12 protein-coding genes are annotated in these 18,167 nt (G+C 38.5%); all 12 read right to left on the bottom strand.

The window, feature by feature from the left end:
- Window positions 1-82: 82 nt before the first annotated feature.
- Window positions 83-451, bottom strand: coding sequence for a YisL family protein (locus tag SNE38_RS02175; RefSeq protein WP_191702159.1), 369 nt, complete (start codon window positions 449-451; stop codon window positions 83-85).
- A gap of 116 nt (window positions 452-567) precedes the next feature.
- Window positions 568-1,470 (bottom strand): fumarylacetoacetate hydrolase family protein, encoded by a 903-nt coding sequence (locus SNE38_RS02170; protein WP_191702158.1) that lies wholly within the window; start codon window positions 1,468-1,470, stop codon window positions 568-570.
- A 130-nt stretch (window positions 1,471-1,600) separates the two neighbouring features.
- The gene (locus tag SNE38_RS02165) at window positions 1,601-2,776 is read right to left on the bottom strand and encodes a DUF418 domain-containing protein (protein ID WP_336045801.1); all 1,176 of its coding nucleotides are present in this window, start codon (window positions 2,774-2,776) and stop codon (window positions 1,601-1,603) included.
- Window positions 2,777-2,787: 11 nt separating this feature from the next.
- The gene (addA, locus tag SNE38_RS02160) at window positions 2,788-6,507 is read right to left on the bottom strand and encodes a helicase-exonuclease AddAB subunit AddA (protein ID WP_336045800.1); all 3,720 of its coding nucleotides are present in this window, start codon (window positions 6,505-6,507) and stop codon (window positions 2,788-2,790) included.
- The gene (gene addB, locus SNE38_RS02155) at window positions 6,482-10,123 is read right to left on the bottom strand and encodes a helicase-exonuclease AddAB subunit AddB (RefSeq protein ID WP_336045799.1); all 3,642 of its coding nucleotides are present in this window, start codon (window positions 10,121-10,123) and stop codon (window positions 6,482-6,484) included. Before addB ends, addA begins: the two co-directional genes overlap by 26 nt.
- Window positions 10,124-10,252: 129 nt before the next feature.
- On the bottom strand, window positions 10,253-10,876 hold the full coding sequence (locus tag SNE38_RS02150) for a TVP38/TMEM64 family protein (protein WP_191702154.1): 624 nt from the start codon (window positions 10,874-10,876) through the stop codon (window positions 10,253-10,255).
- A 148-nt stretch (window positions 10,877-11,024) separates the two neighbouring features.
- A complete protein-coding gene (locus SNE38_RS02145) occupies window positions 11,025-12,194 on the bottom strand; it encodes a PDZ domain-containing protein (protein WP_336045798.1) in 1,170 nt (389 codons plus the stop codon).
- Window positions 12,195-12,335: 141 nt separating this feature from the next.
- The gene (locus SNE38_RS02140) at window positions 12,336-13,769 is read right to left on the bottom strand and encodes a S41 family peptidase (protein WP_336045797.1); all 1,434 of its coding nucleotides are present in this window, start codon (window positions 13,767-13,769) and stop codon (window positions 12,336-12,338) included.
- Window positions 13,770-13,843: 74 nt separating this feature from the next.
- Window positions 13,844-14,416: a peroxiredoxin family protein gene (locus tag SNE38_RS02135; RefSeq protein ID WP_336045796.1), complete on the bottom strand. Its 573-nt coding sequence runs from the start codon at window positions 14,414-14,416 to the stop codon at window positions 13,844-13,846.
- Window positions 14,417-14,524: 108 nt separating this feature from the next.
- Entirely contained in the window at window positions 14,525-15,808 is a 1,284-nt protein-coding gene (locus tag SNE38_RS02130) for a murein hydrolase activator EnvC family protein (RefSeq protein ID WP_191702150.1), read from the bottom strand.
- A 91-nt stretch (window positions 15,809-15,899) separates the two neighbouring features.
- Window positions 15,900-16,796 (bottom strand): permease-like cell division protein FtsX, encoded by an 897-nt coding sequence (gene ftsX, locus SNE38_RS02125; RefSeq protein ID WP_191702149.1) that lies wholly within the window; start codon window positions 16,794-16,796, stop codon window positions 15,900-15,902.
- On the bottom strand, window positions 16,786-17,472 hold the full coding sequence (gene ftsE / locus SNE38_RS02120) for a cell division ATP-binding protein FtsE (RefSeq protein ID WP_191702148.1): 687 nt from the start codon (window positions 17,470-17,472) through the stop codon (window positions 16,786-16,788). The genes ftsX and ftsE overlap by 11 nt, the downstream gene beginning before the upstream one ends.
- Window positions 17,473-18,167 lie beyond the last annotated feature (695 nt).

Below are 18,167 nucleotides of genomic sequence, written 5' to 3'. Positions count from 1 at the left end.
AAAGCCTGATGTAATATATATAGTTTTTTAAATTAAAAAGTGTGCAAAAAGTTGATTTCACTTTTTGCACACAATGCTTTTATTAGAAGTTTATACCGATACCCATGCTTAAGCCTAAGTATAATGTTACTAGTAAAACGATACCGAATAGTACCCAGAACATATTAACAGATTTGCCTTTGTTTTTACGCACTAATACCATTTCCATGAATGCAATTACTAAAATACCAAATAACACTTTCATATCATAGTTCATGCCGCTTTCAGTGATTTTATCGCGCCATTCTAAGAATAAAGCCAAACCAGTAATGATAACTAAAATATACATTACACGTAAAGTCATGTGTACAGCTGTTAATTTTTTGCCTGCTAATGCAGCTACAAAAAATAGGATTAATGTGATTGCCCATGCTGTAATGTGCAAGTGTGTTGAACTTGATAAGAAATCCATGAATTTTCCACCTCTTCTATTTATTATCTACAGGAAATATCCTACCATGCTAGCATGTATAAATTCAATGGATTCGTCCAAGTAACAAAAGAAAAGGTCATAATAAATGAATTATATTAAACAAATCGGTTTGCCAGAGTCCCAATGCCTTCAATCGAAACTTTCACCTCATCACCGGCTTTTAAAAATTTAGGTGGATTCATTGCTTTTCCAACTCCTGCTGGCGTGCCTGTTAAAATAACATCGCCTGGCTCCAGCGTTACATATTTTGAAATAATTGAAATAATATCCGAGACGGTAAACATCATATCTTTTGTCGAACCGTTTTGACGAACTTCCCCATTAACCTTCGTTACAATTGTTAATGTATGCGGATCTGGAATTTCATCTTTTGTAACTAAATATGGACCCATAGGACAGCTGCCATCCAAGCTTTTTCCTAGGAAATATTGTTTATGTTTTTCTTGTAAATCACGCGCTGTAATATCATTCGCAATTGTATAGCCAAATACGTAATCGTACGCCATTGCTTTAGGAATATTTTTGCCTTGCTTACCGATTACAACCGCCAATTCTCCTTCATAATCAAGAGAATCCGTAAATTCTGCATGAGCGGATAATGTCGATTCATCCGACGCAATCGCAGTTGGGGATTTAGTGAATACTACCATATCTTCCGGCGCTTTCTCTGCACCCATTTCAACCGCATGGTCATTATAATTTTTGCCGACACACATTATATTTTTCGGTGTACGAGGAACCGGCGACAACCATTCTATATTAGAATATGCTAATTTGAATTTAGCACCATCTTCATGCTTTTGTGCTGCCTCTACTAATTTACGAACTTGCTCTACAAATTCATAGCCGTGTGCTATCCCGTCGATAATTGTTTCTGGAAAGTCTTTTAGTACATTGAGTTGTTTTTGAATTTCGACAACATCCCATACTGCCTCTTCTTTTTTCACTTTAGGGCCAAACTTTACTTGTTCGTTTACTTTAAATGATAACAATTTCATAACGTGGAGCACTCCTTCTGTTTTTTTACATCATACATTAAAAATAAAATAATTACCTTACTTTTCTGACAAAATAATATTATTCTGTAAAACTAAGCTTTCTTTCTATAAATTTACATAATAATAGTTTTTATTTCCGAGAAGCAAACTGGCCATAAGTAATTTTTTTCAGTAATGCTTCCAGTGGTCCTTGTTTAAATTTTGAAAAATAAAGTTCTGCAAATAATACTTGAATGACGAAGATTCCAATTGCCATATAAATACCCATTTGCACATCCACTTTTCCGTAAAGACCGAAGCCCCATTTATAAAACAGCACCGTACAAATAACAGATTGCATAATGTAAAGAGTCAACGACATACGTCCCGCTGTGGCGATTGGAGACAGAAGTTTAACAACGAACGGTAGCTGCGTTAATAATGTCACAACCGCTATATAGCCGACTGCTAAAATAGGACCGCCAATATAGACTTGTAAATACTCATTACCAATCGTTTGAGCTCCGGCAATCGGCAGGCTTTTCACATACAGTCCGCCAGCAATACCAATTATCGCTAAAATAATCCATAAAATAATTTTTTCCTTTGCCCATTCGATAAGACGCCATTTTGCAATGGCCGCACCGAATAACATATAAGGCAAAATCGTAAATAATGAGGATATCCACATAAATATACTCATTTGAATTGCCAGATCATCAAGACGCTGCATAAATGCGTCTGTCCAACTGCCAATCCCATAAGCTGTCACTGCACTTTGAATCGCATCAAAATTCACAGATATTGAATCTGTTGATGTCGTAAAAAAACCTGCCAGTGCATACAAGCTTAAATTAAATCCATGATACAAAGCATTTATAGCAATTGCTACTAGTAAAAGCCAAATTGCCGGCAGACGGATAAGTGCAATTAAAAACACACCACAAAATGCATACATTGCTAAAATATCGCCCCACCAAATAAGAATGGCATGGAACATTCCCATACAGAAGATTAGCAAGAGACGTTTCGGGGCAAATTGATAGAAGTTAATGCCCCTTTCTTTTGCTTTTACATACTGCATTGCTAAACCATACCCGAAAAGCATAGAAAATAACGGATAAAAACTACTTTGAACATATATATCCAAAAGCTGGTGAAGCACAATATCCTGCACTTCACTAAACCAGCTGCTTAAATCCGCAATATGTGGCATCGGTAAATAAAAGCCAAACATATTTACTAATAGAATGCCGAGCAAACTAAATCCTCGTAAAATATCAAGCGTTGCTATACGCTCATTCGTACCTACTGGGCGAAAATCCACCTTTTATCCCCCTAATCTATTTTCACTTCTAGTCCTATGCTATATAAATACAATATACGTTCGCTTATTTCGATACGCTTAATGGATTGTACAGCATGCTGATAATAGTTTAATTGAATTTGGTAGGATTTTGTCATTTTTCGTTTAATTTTCTCTAAATCGTCTAAAATCATCTGTTCAATATAATCGGTTTTATAGTCCAGGAGTACCCATTTACCTTCTTCATCTTCAAATATACAGTCAATGACCCCTTGTATAATTTGCGCATCACCGTCTTTATCCTTCAAGCTCATAGTAAAAGGTACTTCCCTTAAAATTTCCTTCGCCGTTTTAAAGCGCTGCCCTACCTCTGTTCCGAAAAAGGCATACACCTTTTCAGCCGACACAGCGTCCGCCTCCAGTTGTTGAAGTAATTGGCGTTCGACAAGGAATTGTATAAAGTGTTTCGTTTCTTCAATTGTAGCAAAGCCATGCTGCGGTATATGCTGCATAACGGCATGCACTGCTGTACCAACTTCAGTAGCGGACAGTTTTCTTTTTTTCTTCTCTTTTAACATAAAGCTTGGTACTTCTGTCTTTACATAACGTTTTGCTTCTGAATTATATAAATGCTCTTCTTCCATTTGCTGCAGGCTTTCCATACGTTTTAGCTCTGAAACCGAGGTTTTTGATTTTTTTGTTACAGCATTCGTGTAAGAATAGGGTGTCGTAAAGCGTTCTGTCAGTAGCTGAACCATATCTTCATTTACAACTTCCTGCTCTACTACCTCTTCCGTTTCTTTTATTTCAGTTGTTGTTAAATAGTCACGATTGGGTATAACCGTAATCGACCACTGTGGTGTAGTAGTAGCTTTGTTCGAATACCCGTAGTTCACAAATAGAAAGTCTTGATGACGAGCAACAGCAGGTCCAACCCAGCTTAAATAACTATTCGCCTTTGAACGGATATATGCCGGGAGCACTGTGTCTTTCAACTCCTGGTAAAATGCCCATTCTTCCTTCTGCTTTTCCCAATCTTTTATCGAGCCGACTAAAATAAGCCGCTCTTTTGCACGGGTCATCGCCACATACAATACACGCATTTCCTCGGCTTTCATTTTTGCCAATTTCTTTTCCTTCACATACAAATGCGGAAGAGAAGTTGAAATAATATTTAGGTCGGGATTTACGGATTTAATCGCTAATCCAAAATCCTGATCAAATATATAGCGATTGCCCAAATCTTTCGTATTAAATGTTCGGCTCATGCCTGCTACGAATACAACTGGGTATTCAAGCCCCTTTGATTTATGGATTGTAAGCAAGGTTACTACATCATCTGTTTCACTTGTGGACTTGGCAACACCTAAATCATCTCCGCGAGAGTTCATGCGGTCGATAAAACGTAAAAATCGGAACAAGCCGCGGAACGATGTTTTTTCATAGCTCAATGCACGGTCATGAAGCGCACGTAAATTTGCCTGACGTTGCTTCCCGTTGGCCATCGCACCGACCATTTCGAAGTAATTTGTATCCAAATATACTTGCCATACTAAATCAGCGAGCGCCCCGTGACGGCTGAAATTACGCCATTTGTCATGCAATGCGAAAAATCTGTCCAGCTTAGCTTCTGTTTCAATCGGCATTTCGCCCATCGCTTCTTCTTTATACTGCTTTAACGCTTCGTAGAATGGTACTTTACCATTTACTAACCTTATTTTCGCCAATTCATTTTCTGTCAGCCCAATGAATGGCGCCCGCAGAACAGAGGCAAGCGGAATATCCTGATAGGGATTGTCGATTACTTTTAGCGTGTTAATCATAATCATTACTTCCAACGATTCAAAATAGCCGCCATCTGTTTCAGCATAAAGTGGAAGACCTGCTAATTTAAATTCCTCCGCAAAAGTCGTATACCATGTACGTGAACGCATTAATACAACGATATCCCGGTAGCTAACTGGACGCATCGACTTCATTTTCGGATTGTAAACCTGTCCACCATTGTCAACTAAATCGCGAATGCGTTGAATAATGTAGCGCGCCTCCTGTTGGGCTGTGTTAATGCTTTCTTCTTCAGCTCCGTCATCTTGACCGGGCACGTTTTGCGCCTTCGAGTCACCTTCAAGCAACACAAGCTCAATCGGTACTTGCTGCGCATCATAGCTCGCACCAAACTTCAATTTGGCTTGCTCATCATACGCAATTTCTCCGACTTCCTCGTCCATAATTTGCTCAAATACATAGTTCGTACCTTCCAGCACTTCCGAGCGACTGCGGAAATTAGCATTTAAATCAATCTTCATTCCTGTATCGGCTGGATTCTCCTCAAAGCGCTTATATTTTTCAAGAAATAGGCGCGGCTCTGCAAGTCGAAACGCGTATATGCTTTGCTTCACATCACCAACCATGAACATGTTCCCGTCCTGCTCTCCGCCACTTTTCACTAGTTGTAAAATCGTCTCCTGTAAAAAATTCACATCTTGATACTCGTCGACAAGCACTTCTTTGAAACGTTTTTGAAAAGTGCGTGCCACATCGGATGGCTGTGTTCGTTTGGAATCACTCTGTGGATCTGTTAATATTTCCAGTGCATAATGCTCTAAATCCGAGAAATCAAGTAAGCCGCGCTCTTGTTTGGCTAATTTAAATGCTTCACTATATTCAATTGTCAGCTTTACAAGCGTTTCTAAAATGGGCTTTGTCGCCGCCATTTCCTGTACATAAAGCTTTGGATGACGAGCAAAAAATGTATCTTTTAATGAATTCAGCATTTCTTTAGCTGTGTCACGGTGATTTTTGGCCACCGCATACAATTCTTTGTCTTCTTCTGTATCTTTTTTCGTCAGCGGTTTAATGCGTCCGAATTCAATGGCAGGAATTAGCCCATAGGCTTGCTCCCACGAACTATTTTCCATTGCATTTAATACATGTTTCACCCCTGCATATTCCGCTTCAAACAATGGCTTATTTTTTTCCAAAGCGGGCACGACCGTTACAATTTGCAAGCCTTTTTCAAGACGTGCTGTAATCTCCTTCAAGGTGGCAATAATAAACGGGCGAACTTCCTGTGCAATAGCTAAATTGTCAATGGGACTTTTCGGATCAATATCGTATTTTTCCGGCAATGTTTGCAGCCATTCATACGGATTTGGTTGTACCCGTGAAACTTTGTACATCTCCTGAAGCAATAGCTCGATTGCCTGGTCACTTCGGTCTGACGCAAAGCTATCGATCAATGTATAAAGCTCATCTTTCGTAAAGAGCGTCTCCATATCACCACGATACGCCTTTTCAAGCACGTCCATCAACACATCATCTTGCAATAATGATGCTTCCTCCGTACTTGCCAGGCGAAACCCAGGGTCTAAATCAATCGTGTATGCATATTCGCGGCAAATCGATAGACAAAACGAATGTAGTGTAGAAATTTGCGCTTTGTTCAATAAACTTAATTGTCTACGCAGGAAAAGGTTGCTTGGATTTTCAGTAAGTGCTTTTTCGAGTGCTTCTGCCATTCGATTCCGCATTTCTGCAGCTGATGCATTCGTAAAGGTTACGACCAGCAGTTCATCAACATCAATGCGTTTTTCTTCTGGGGCTACTATTTTTTGAATAAGCCGCTCGATTAAAACAGCCGTTTTCCCTGAACCCGCTGCCGCAGATACTAAAATATCATGGCCAGCTGCATAGATGGCTTTCCACTGTACATCCGTCCATTGAACGTTATTCGGCTTCGCTGGAATCGTCATGAACACACACCACCTTTTCAATATTTTTAAATACTTCCTGCTCCGGCTGTTTCTTTATTTCATTGAAGCTATTGCCAGTCTCTGCCTGATCAAATTGGCAAACCGCTTTATAGCTGCAAAATGTACAGGCCTTTTGGTTGCCTAGACTGTACGGTTTAATTTCTGTATTGCCTTCATAAATTTTATTTCCTGCCTGACGGAATTTATAATGAACAAACTGCTGTAGATTTTCCATTTGATCCTGTTCAATCACTTTCGACGAGCGGTTATTAAATTCAGGGTCTTCACCGCTTTTAAATGCTGCCGGAACGATAATTGACGATTTGTTCGGTTCGAGTGACTGATCCATTAATTGTGCGATTTCTACATCCTTTAACATATAACCGCTTAATTTGAATTTCTCCTGACGCATATTTTCCACTCGGTCGTATTCTTCATAATCTTCAGTAGGAATAAGCGGATTGTGTACATGTAAATAAAACATACCTGCCGCTTGAACAATGATATTTTCAAGATCCGATAAGTCCTGAATGAATTTACCTTCGCGTGCAATAATTGGTATGTTTTTCATCGCGACATCCAAATATGTTAACAGCTGCAAGGAAATTCCGTTATATACTTCAGTAAAATCAAGCTTGCGGCCACTTGATTTGTAATCAATGACACGCAAATATAAGTTTTCCGCGTCCTTGTATGCATCAATACGGTCAATTTGACCACGTACATACATTTTACGGTTATGATCCAATTCAATTTCAAGTGCTTCCAATGGATTGCGGTCATCTTGTTCAGTATTTTTGTCATCGCGCTTTCCGAAAGGCTTTTCATGGGCAATTGCTTTAAACTTGGATAGCTCGCTTTGATTCATAAGGGCATAAACGGTACGGGCTACTATTTTCACAAGCTTTGTTTTAATATATTCAAAGCGATGGCTACTTTTTAAAATGCTATATGAGAAATAATCGACTAGCTTCGTAATGGTATCATTCGCCTTTTTATAGCAATTTACATACGTATTCAATGCAATTGTCGGCTCTTTTTCCGATAATATTGTCCGAATTGCCTCATGGAACAGATCACCCATCGCAAATGTCTCTAACTTAAATTCTGTACGTTCCTGCAATTTTAGACCGTATGAAGCAAAATGCGAATACGGACAGCTGTAAAAACGTTCAATGCGCGATACGCTTGCCAAGAAGTTTTCCCCATATAATGCCGTAGCAACTTCTTCTGTCAAAGGTTCCGCTTCATTTGTTGAATACAATGGTTTTCCTACGATATTCAGTACATTCTTCCATTGGGAATCCCGTTCATAAAATGCTTTCAAGGCAGCCCATTCCTCTGTGAGCGGACGTCGCTCAATTTGCGCCTGTTTCAGCTGTGTCATTAAAAAGCCAATCGATGGAGATGGGTGCTGGATATAGTGGAGTACATTAGCTTTTTGCTGTTCATCCAATGGATCCATCGCTATTTGTCGATGCGGCAATGTACGAATCGTTTTATCCTGTTCCATCCCCTGATTTTCCACAATCTCGAACATTTTATGCAATCGATTAACATAGAGCGACGGAAGCTTGCCTTTACTTTCCTCATCTGCATTTGCATACGTAATATATAAATATTGTGTCGACGAGGAAATGGCACGATAAAATAAAAAGCTCTCCTGAAGCAGCCTACTTTTTATACCTGGCGCCAATTCAACATCTATTTTTTCAAAGGCTTCCCGCTCATCATCCGATAATAACCCCCCTGCATCCATACGCATCGGATAAACGCCATCGTTGACCCCGATTACAAAAATCGCCTTTTTATTATCAAAGCGTGCAAACTCAACTGTTGAAACTGTCACCTCATCCAATGTTGGGGGCACACTTGAAAATTGCAGTGTCTCAAAGCCTTCATCGAGAATTTGTGCAACTTCTTCTAACGGCATGATTTTGTCGCCGAACATTAGATCGAATTGCTCTAAAATATGCACCCAGCCATTCCAAGCCTGCTCATGTTCCAGTGATTGATGAAGTGCATTACTCAGTTCTTCCTGTTCCTGCATTTTTACAAGCTTCTTGTAGATATCCAGCTGCTCCATAAACTCATACAATGCCACTACAATTTCACGGCCTGTCCTTTTGCCTTTTAAACGATTTTGCAATGCCAAGACTGGTTCGCGGATTAAATCCCGGACTGATTTTAAGAGCTGTTCATGCTCCAATTCATCTTCTGTTTGTATCGCATTTACTTTTTCTAAAGATTTAAAACGACGGTAATGCCAAACCTCTTCGTTCATCCAACGATCATGGACAATACCTTTTGCAATGACAAAATTTTCAAGAATATCAGCTCGGTCCCGCATTACCATTAAGTTGGCCCCATACGGAAAGAACAGATCCGTTTTAACACTCCTGAATATCGGCTCGTATTTCCAGTTAGTCGTAATAATTTCCAACACAGATCGACTAAATTCAATAAGCGGATGATACAGCATAGCCCGCTTCTCATTTGAGAAAAAAGGTATTTCGTATTGCATAAATGTCGTACCGATAATAGCGTCATATACATCTGCCTGGCGGTACATAATCCCGATATCTTTATAGCGCAACCCTTTTTTTAAGACGAGTTGCTTTATTTCCTGGGCAATTCCTTGCACTTCAGCTCGCGGATTTACACCTTCCAGTATTTGCGCATGTCCTGTCGATTCAATCGGAGCGTCTATAACTTTGTCAAAGCTTCGTTCAATTTGCAGCAAGTCTTGATTTTTTGCACGGTAATTTACTTCGAGATGAACTCTTGGCTCCTCTTCAATGTCGATTCCCCGTTCAAAACGCAGCTTTTGCAGTTCATGCTTTATTTTGTCATATGTCATGGCGGCCCTGTAAAATACGGATCCTTCGAGCATATCAGCCTGAGGGTCCTCCAATGGCAGAACAATTGTGACACGCTTTGCATAAATTAAAAGCTCTTTTAATATCGACATTTCCTGTCCATTGAATGAAACGAACCCATCTAAATACACATGGGTATCCCGCAAGCTTTCCATCTTCGGAATGCGTTCAATTAACATTGGAAAGTAGCCGTCTCCGTCAATATATTCCGTCCCAATGCGTTCATGTAGCTGCTTTAATATAATGTGTAAATCATGCATTTTATGGAGTAGTACTTCGCTCGCTCCATTTTCCCTAAGTGAATTAATTAGTGGCTCAATTGTCTCCACATCAATATGGTACTGACTAAATTCTTTTAGAATTTGTTCGACTTCCTTCGTAAAACCACGCTTACCTGCCGCTCGTTTAAATAATAAAAATTCTTCTTGGTGTTCTTCCAAAATACGGCGCAATAACATGCGGTACCCTGTGCCATCAATACGCTCTCGTGCAATGCCGCCTTCATTTTGCAGTACAAACCAGGCCAACCGCTTAAATGTCATAACTTGCGCCCGCATCATGCCTTCTATGTCATAATTCGTCGTCAGTTCATACTCTGTTGTAAATGACATTTGGTCAGGCACTAAAATAAAAATTGGATTGGCAAACAAATTTGTTTTTAAATCCTCCACAATCTCACGGTGAATAAAAGCTGTTTTCCCAGTACCTGCCCGACCCGAAATGACTCGTAATGTCATAATTTCACCTCATTTATCTTTATTAATCTATTATAATATAAGAATACATGTTCGTACATTAATGGTGTTCATAAAACAAAACCTTGTCCTTTTACGCAACTGTAAAAAACAAGGTTTCATCATTACATATTATTTATTTCTTCTAAGCTTTTCAATTTCGCGCAAGTCGCGCTCTACCCGCTTGTTTAAGATCCGTTCGATAAATTTACCGATACCCCAAATGACCAATACAACCACAATCGATACAATAATTTTCAACGGTGATGTTAAAACTTGTCTTAAATCGCTACCTAAATAACTAATCAAAAAAATCATGATCGGCTTTGAAATAAACAGTGTTAAAAAATAATACTTTTTCTTAATATTTGAGAGACCAGCCACGCTGTTCACAACAACAACTGGTGTAAACGGCAGGCATAGTAATACAAATAATGGCGTAAAGCCTCTTATATCTACCCAATGTATCAGTTTTTTCACTTGGGTTTGTTCCTTTATGCGACGGAAGATACGATACTCTCCAAACTTTCGAATCATCAGGAAAAACAGATAAGAACCTGCAACCGTTCCTAGCCATGACAGTAAGAAACCCCAAAACAGTCCGTAGGCAGCAGCATTGGCAATTACAATGATAAATAACGGCAATACCGGTATAAATGATTCCAAAAAAGTTAAAAATACACTGAAAAAAGGACCTAATAATTTATATTTTTCTACAACAATTTCCACATTGTCGATAGTCATCCAATCCAACATAACCTTCACTCCTGCCACAAACATGAAATCCTGGAAGCATTCAAAATTTTAATTTTGATCTTTTTCACTTTTATAGTAACATAAATTATTCTATGTAACCTTAAAAAAAGAACCCTGTTTTTCACAGGATTCTTTTACGTTCTATAATCTAGTTCACTACTAAAAGCCCAATTTTATAATTATCATCCCGATGTACAACATGTTGGGTTAAACGCAGCTCACCGGCATGATCCAGCACTTCCAGACGACAATGGGCTGCATTAATTTGCAGTGCTTTATATAAATCTTCTTCCGTATAAACATCTTGTCCATTCACACGTTTTATTACTTCTCCTGCCAATAAGCCCATTTTTTCCGCCGGAGAATTCGGTAAAATCCCTGCAATCATAACACCTCTATCACTGCGCATTACCGCATAGCTGTTGCGATCTTCTGAGCGGCTATAATAAATGCCTATAATCGTACGGGAAATTGCCCCTAATGCCAAAGCTGCTGCACCCAAGACTGGTGAAAAATAGGCAGCTAAACCGACAATCAGTACGAACTGTCCAATCATGACAATCGTACGGCCCATTTGAGGGTAAACATTCATCGGCAGCTTTTGGCGAACCATTTGCTGGAAACCAATAATAAACGGGAAGACAATGAGTGAAAATTGCTCTGCACCGACTGTAAATTGCGGCCAAAAAGGAGCAAAATTTTGAATCCCATCGCCTGGTATTATTGTAAATACAGGCAATACCCAAAGCTGTTTACTATAATAACCGATTCCATTTAATCCACGCTTAGTCGTCTCCATAATTGGCGAGGCAAAACGCCCTCCATAACGGCGAATCAAAATTCCTTCCGCCATTAATAAAAGACCTGTCAAAATCGGTACTGTCATGACAAGCTCTTTTACCGCATTCGTGCCTGTCAGTTCAAGCGGACCGATAGAGTATGTCCAATTTTGCCATTGCATAATAACGATCATACAAAAAGCAATCGCCATGACAATAGCGGGTGACAATAAATGATAAGTATAAATGATTAGTCCTAAGAGACTTACTACAAAAACGACAGTTAATAACTCGAGTGAGACCGTTAAGCCAATGACAAGACTAAAAACTGAAATAATGACGGATAGTACAAACCCCATTACAAGCATATTTTTCAACTCGGACCAGCCACCTAATATACGCCTATTGAAGAATCGCCGTTCACGCTTCACCCTGCGATACCCTAAATAAATTGCAGATAGTATGGCGACATACAACAAAGGATTTAAAAAAAATCGGCCAATCCCTTTCAAAATTTCAATTAAAATTGTTTCATCCATTTTCTCACCTACCGTACGATTAATTGTATCAAATCCTATTGATTATGCGTAGTCCCATTTGTACCGATAATAAAATAAAGGCGACCTCGAAAAAAATTCGAGATCGCCTTTTCTTTTACTTAGGAAGATGAAGTTAATAGTTTATCCTTCACCCAACTGATGCATTAAATAACTAATTCCCATCTGTAATTGCATATCATTTACTTTTGATTGTTTAAATGTTTCAAGCTGTTTCGTTAGCTCCGCGAAGAAAATTTCATCCATATGCTGTCCCTCAGGTAAATCCTGTTGCCGCCTAAAGCTTGCTACTTCCTGTGCTGTATCCATATCGTAAAATCCATCGGTACGACTTATAGTAAAACCTAATTCACTTAAAATTCGCTGACTATAGGCGATTTCTTCACTATACTCGCCTACTTCATAACGACCTTCTAATATTTTTCTTTCTACACGATATAGCGGGTGTTGAGTCACTTCTACATCAGGATTGATACCTACGTCATGTACCCAACGCTTAGATGGTGTGAGCCATTTATTAGTCGATAGTTTCAACTCTCCACCATTTTGAAGATCCCATGTTTGCTGAACAGTACCTTTCCCAAAACTAGTGACACCAATAATGACGGCGCGTTTCCAATCTTGCAGCGCACCTGCAAACACCTCACTTGCCGAGGCACTTCCTTCATTTTGTAAAACTGTGACGGGTGTTGCACGCAGCCATTTGGCATACGGCTCAAATTGTTCGATTTTTTTTGTTTTTAGTGGCTCTGTTACACCATCATGATTTTGCATATAAGCAAATACAGTTTCCTTTTGCTCAAACATGCTCATCATCTGTGCAACACTATGTAAATAGCCACCTGGGTTGTCACGCACGTCAATGATTAACCCTTCTACATCCTGCTCCATTAATGCATCAAGAGATTTTTGCCATTCCTCGGCAGTTTTTTCGCCAAACATTGAGATAGTCATGTATCCAATTTTCGTTCCTTCTACTTCAATTACATCGCCTTGCACAGTATCATTTTTCAGGCGTTCCCTTTTTATACTTAGCTTTACATGTTGCTCGAGCTCCGGTCGAAACAATACGAGCTCCACACTTTCCCCTTCCTTACCATGCATGAGCTTACGAACTTCCCCCATCGTTTTCCCTTCAAGCCGTTCCTCATTGATTTGTACAAGCTCATCCAATGGCCTGATACCTGCTTTTTCTGCCGGTGATGATTTAATTGGTGCCACTACGATAAACTTACCATTCGCTTCAGATAGTTCCAGACCGATTCCAATCCGTTCACTAGCGAGCGTCTGTTTATGTAAGGCCGCCTCTTGCTCTGAATAATACGTACTATATGGGTCATTAATTGCATTAGCCATTCCTCGAAGTGCGCCTTCTACTATTTTTTCGGAATCAACATCATAAACTGACTCGTTCGTTATTAGTTGATGTAGTTCATTCACCACAGCGAAATCAGCTTGTTTAGCTTTTGGCTGTGCCTGCATTGTCATAGCCCAATAAACACCTGCTCCTATACATAGCAATAAAATAATTAATAAAAAAATCCGACTTTTCCGCACAAATTCTCCTCCGTTCCATAAAATTTATGAAGTGAAAGAAAGATTCATACTTATAAAGACGGATAGAACATGAATTAATTTAATTGTGTCACATTTTCTCGTAATGTTTCTAAATCAAGGGGACCTACAATTGTCTTTTGAATTTTCCCCTCCGCATCAATCATAAAGGTTGATGGAAGTGTTATAATTTCATATTGGCGAGAGACTGATTCCTCCAATTCCAAAACAATAGGAAAGGTTATATCATAGCTTTTCAAAAACTGCTCAACACGTTCAATCTTTTCCCTGTGATACGTTACATTGATACCGATAATTTCAACATTGTCTGTTTCACGGTATTTCTCATAGTACTTTTGCATATGTGGCATTTCTGCCTCACAGGGCGGACACCATGTTGCCCAGAAATTCAATACGACCCGTTTTCCACGTAAGTCTGAAAGAGTCACTGGTTCTCCCTGTATATTATATAAAGTAAAATCAGGTGCAAATTGTCCTTTTTCAAGTCCGATTTCCTCACCCAATTCAAGTTCAGTTCCTAATTCATCACTGCTGATTGCTACACTCTGATCGAGTTCCTTTTTTATATATGTACTTAACATCGTAACGACGAGAACTAAAATTACAACGATGCCTATATTCTTTTTCATCAACCTCACCTCACTATTTATTCCTATTAGTACAATATCATACCTTTATGGAATTTATTCAAAATTAAAAGGCAAAACTTTAACAAATAAAGTTTTGCCTTTTTATTATTATAAGGATATATATCGTAATGGATTTACTGCATTAGAACGACTTCCATTCCACTCGCCAACATGAATTTCAAAATGCAGATGGGGTCCTGTTGAATTTCCTGTATTCCCCATTCTAGCAATCTGCTGACCTTTTGAAACAGCATCCCCTACGCTAGCATCAAAGCCACTTAAATGGGCATATGTCGTCGTAAAGATTTGTCCCTCGATTGAGTGTGTAACCATCACTACATTGCCATAGCCATTCATAGTTCCTGCATAGGAAACCACACCATCTGCTGCTGAAACAACTGGAGTCCCAATTGAGTTTGCAATATCAATACCCAAATGATATTTACTTCCAATAGGACCGATATTACGTGGTCCGTGCCCTGAAGTAAATCTTCCCGCTGCTGGTCTTGTCCAAGTACCTGCCGCAACTGTCGGTAAATTTCCAGAGCTTGAAACATTGTTTTTCTTTTTATTTCTTGCAGCTTCCAAAGCTTTTTGACGTGCAACTTCAGCTAATCGACGCTGTTCTTTAAGAAATTTCTCTTCTACTTCTTTACTTAACTCTACTTTATCATCGTACTCTTCTTTTAAGCTTGTTTTTTGAGCACGTAATTTTGCTTCTTCTTTTTCAAGCTCGTCCACTAATTGATTCTTTTCTTTCTTTTGTTGCTTTAATGACGCCATCAATTTTTGCAGTTTTGCTTTATTCGCTTCTAAACTCTCTTTTTTCTTCAGTAGCTCTGCTTTTTGGACTTCCAGCTTTTCCTGGTCTTCCTTTTGCTCACGCATAATTTGACGGTCAGCATCCATTAGCGTGCTTACTGCAGAGAAACGGTCGATAAAATCAACAAAACTATTGGCACCTAAAAGCACATCCAGGTAGCTAACCGTACCGCTTGATTGAATAGCACGAGCGCGTTCACGCAATAGCTCATCACGTTTCTTAATTTTAGTTTGCAATTCTTCAATGTCGTTTTCCAATATCGAAATTTCTTCATTCGCAATTTCAATATCCAATTCGACAACTTCTATTTCTTGATTCGTTGCATTAATTTTTGCCCCAATTTGCTCTAATTGAGAAATAATTTTTTGCTGACGATTTTGATTTGTTTGGATTTCATTTGTTTTTTGTTCGAGTGATTTGTTGAGCATCTTTTTCTCAGCTTCAAGTTGGCTGCGCTCTTTTTTTAGTTCACTTAATGATGCTGCATAAGCTGCCGGCATTTGAATAAATAAAATAAGCGCTAGTAGTACAGCCATGATTTTAAATGAACGCGTTGTTAGCTTCTTCAAAACCTGTTTCCCCCTAAATGCATGAATAGTAGTCGCTCGTTCGTCTCTCTTTTATTGAATGTTCAAAGAGCATGATGCAATTTATGTTCTATTACACTTTTAAAAACTTACGCACTGACATAAAGCTGCCCCATATACCGATGAACATGCCGATGAATAAAATTAGTCCATTCACCTGCAGCATAAGTGGTGCAACCTCTAATAATTGGAATAGCTCGCCTTTTAATCTTGGTGCAAGCAATTCATAAATATTGTAATAAGCAATCGTAACGGCTGTTATCGGAATGATTGATCCAATTATTCCTAGCCACATCCCCTCTAATACAAATGGAATGCGGACAAAAGAATTTGTAGCCCCTACTAGCTTCATAATTTCAATTTCATCTCTACGTGCAGTAATCGTAATGCGAATCGTGTTGGAAATTAGGAACATCGCTGTAAACAGCAAACCTAAGATTAACACAAGACCTACATTACGTGCAATTTCTAAGAAGTTAAATAGTTTTTCTACTTTACCTTCACCATATTTTACTTCATATGTGCTTTCAAAGCTTTCAATCTTCTTTGCTACTTCAGCAGTTTTTAATGGATCCACCGCTTTTACGTATAGCACATTATATAATGGATTGTTTTGTTCAAATAAACTTAATTCATCACCAAAATCTTTAATTAACTTACTTAACTCTTCTTCCTTCGAAGAATATGTAACTTCTTCAACATCCGGTAGATTATGAATCTCATCAACTAACTGATCTTCTGCTAGCTTAGCCTCTGCCTCATCAGGAATTATTTCAATCAAAACACGAATTTCAACATCATTTTCTAAATCCGAGGCCACTTTGTTTAAATTCATCATAATAGTTGCAAATACGCCTACCAATAATAAAGTTACCGTTACAGCACTGATAGAGGCGATTGTCATCCAACTATTTCTTCCCAATGATTTTAAACTCTCACGAAAATGACGAGCTATTGTTCTAGTTTTCATAGCCGTAATCACCTCCGTACTCATCACGGACGATCATTCCGCCTTCTATTGCAATAACACGTCTACGCACTGTATTAACAATTTCTCGGTTATGTGTTGCCATTACAATCGTCGTACCTTGGCGATTAATTTCCTCAAAAATATTCATTATCTCCCATGATGTTTCTGGATCGAGATTCCCTGTCGGCTCATCGGCAATCATCACTTTCGGACGGTTTACGATTGAACGGGCAATTGCTACACGTTGCTGCTCCCCACCAGAAAGCTCATTTGGCAACATACGTACTTTATGCTTTAAACCAACTAGTTCAAGCACTTCCATTACTCTCTTGCGAATCACTTTGGGCTGTTCTTCAATTACTTCCATGGCAAACGCTACATTTTCGTATACCGTTAAGCGCGGCAATAATTTAAAGTCTTGAAACACTACACCGAGCTGACGACGCAAATGTGGCACACGGTTATTTTTTAACGTTCTTAAGTTAATCCCGTTAATTACTACATCACCTGAAGTTGGCTTTTCCTCGCGGTACATCAACTTTATAAATGTCGATTTTCCTGCTCCACTCGGTCCTACTACATAAACAAACTCACCTTTTTTTATTTGAACTGTAATCCCGTTCGCCGCAACGACCCCATTAGGATACTTTTTAACTACATTGTTCATTTGAATCATTAACGAAACCACCTAAGTCTTTGTCTTAATTAAATTATAGTCTAATCTATTATAGCACTTTCAATCTATAAATTTATTACATTTTCTTTTCAATGTAGGCTAGCATAATCAATTAAAGCATAATGTCGACGCTGCAGCCTTCATATCATCAAATAATTAGTGCTTTCGAGTTCAATGTACACTATTTTTATATTTTCGTAATGTATTTGTTAAACTACGAAATTTTATTAATATAACATAAGGTTCCTATTATTTAAATAATTCGACATATAAATTGGAATTCCTTTACATATATTGATGAATTTTGTTTTTTTGAAGTGAAAAGTGAGATTATTTTATATTTGAGATTTTTTAGTGATAGGGGTTTAACTTTCTTATCATTTTCTGGAGCCCAAATAAGTCGAAGTTTTCCTTGTTATTTGCGTAATGGCTCTAGTATTAAAGGTGAATATTGGGGAGTTTTTCCGACTATGGATATCTAATCATCTTATTTAGGTATCTTCTGGTGTGATAGACGGAATTTCTCCGTCTATTTTTTGTTTAATACTCCAACAAAATCATCAATTCATACAAAAAACATACTAACATTAGTAGTACAAACCAAGGCCATGGTTTGTGCTACTATTTTTTATAGTAGAAGTGAAGAAAGGTCGAGAGGTGCCAGGGACCATTTCAGAGTCCGTATAAAAAACAGG

This window comes from Solibacillus ferritrahens (assembly GCF_037027585.1).
GTDB lineage: Bacteria > Bacillota > Bacilli > Bacillales_A > Planococcaceae > Solibacillus > Solibacillus ferritrahens.
This window is presented reverse-complemented; position numbering and strand designations above follow the sequence as displayed.

Excerpts from the sequence above, each read along its gene's own strand:
- SNE38_RS02175 (WP_191702159.1), bottom strand. The coding sequence starts at position 451 with ATGGATTTCTTATCAAGTTCAACACACTTGCACATTACAGCATGGGCA.
- SNE38_RS02170 (WP_191702158.1), bottom strand. The coding sequence starts at position 1,470 with ATGAAATTGTTATCATTTAAAGTAAACGAACAAGTAAAGTTTGGCCCT.
- addA (WP_336045800.1), bottom strand. The coding sequence starts at position 6,507 with ATGACGATTCCAGCGAAGCCGAATAACGTTCAATGGACGGATGTACAG.
- addB (WP_336045799.1), bottom strand. The coding sequence starts at position 10,123 with ATGACATTACGAGTCATTTCGGGTCGGGCAGGTACTGGGAAAACAGCT.
- SNE38_RS02150 (WP_191702154.1), bottom strand. The coding sequence starts at position 10,876 with ATGTTGGATTGGATGACTATCGACAATGTGGAAATTGTTGTAGAAAAA.
- SNE38_RS02145 (WP_336045798.1), bottom strand. The coding sequence starts at position 12,194 with ATGGATGAAACAATTTTAATTGAAATTTTGAAAGGGATTGGCCGATTT.
- SNE38_RS02135 (WP_336045796.1), bottom strand. The coding sequence starts at position 14,416 with ATGAAAAAGAATATAGGCATCGTTGTAATTTTAGTTCTCGTCGTTACG.
- ftsX (WP_191702149.1), bottom strand. The coding sequence starts at position 16,796 with ATGAAAACTAGAACAATAGCTCGTCATTTTCGTGAGAGTTTAAAATCA.
- ftsE (WP_191702148.1), bottom strand. The coding sequence starts at position 17,472 with ATGATTCAAATGAACAATGTAGTTAAAAAGTATCCTAATGGGGTCGTT.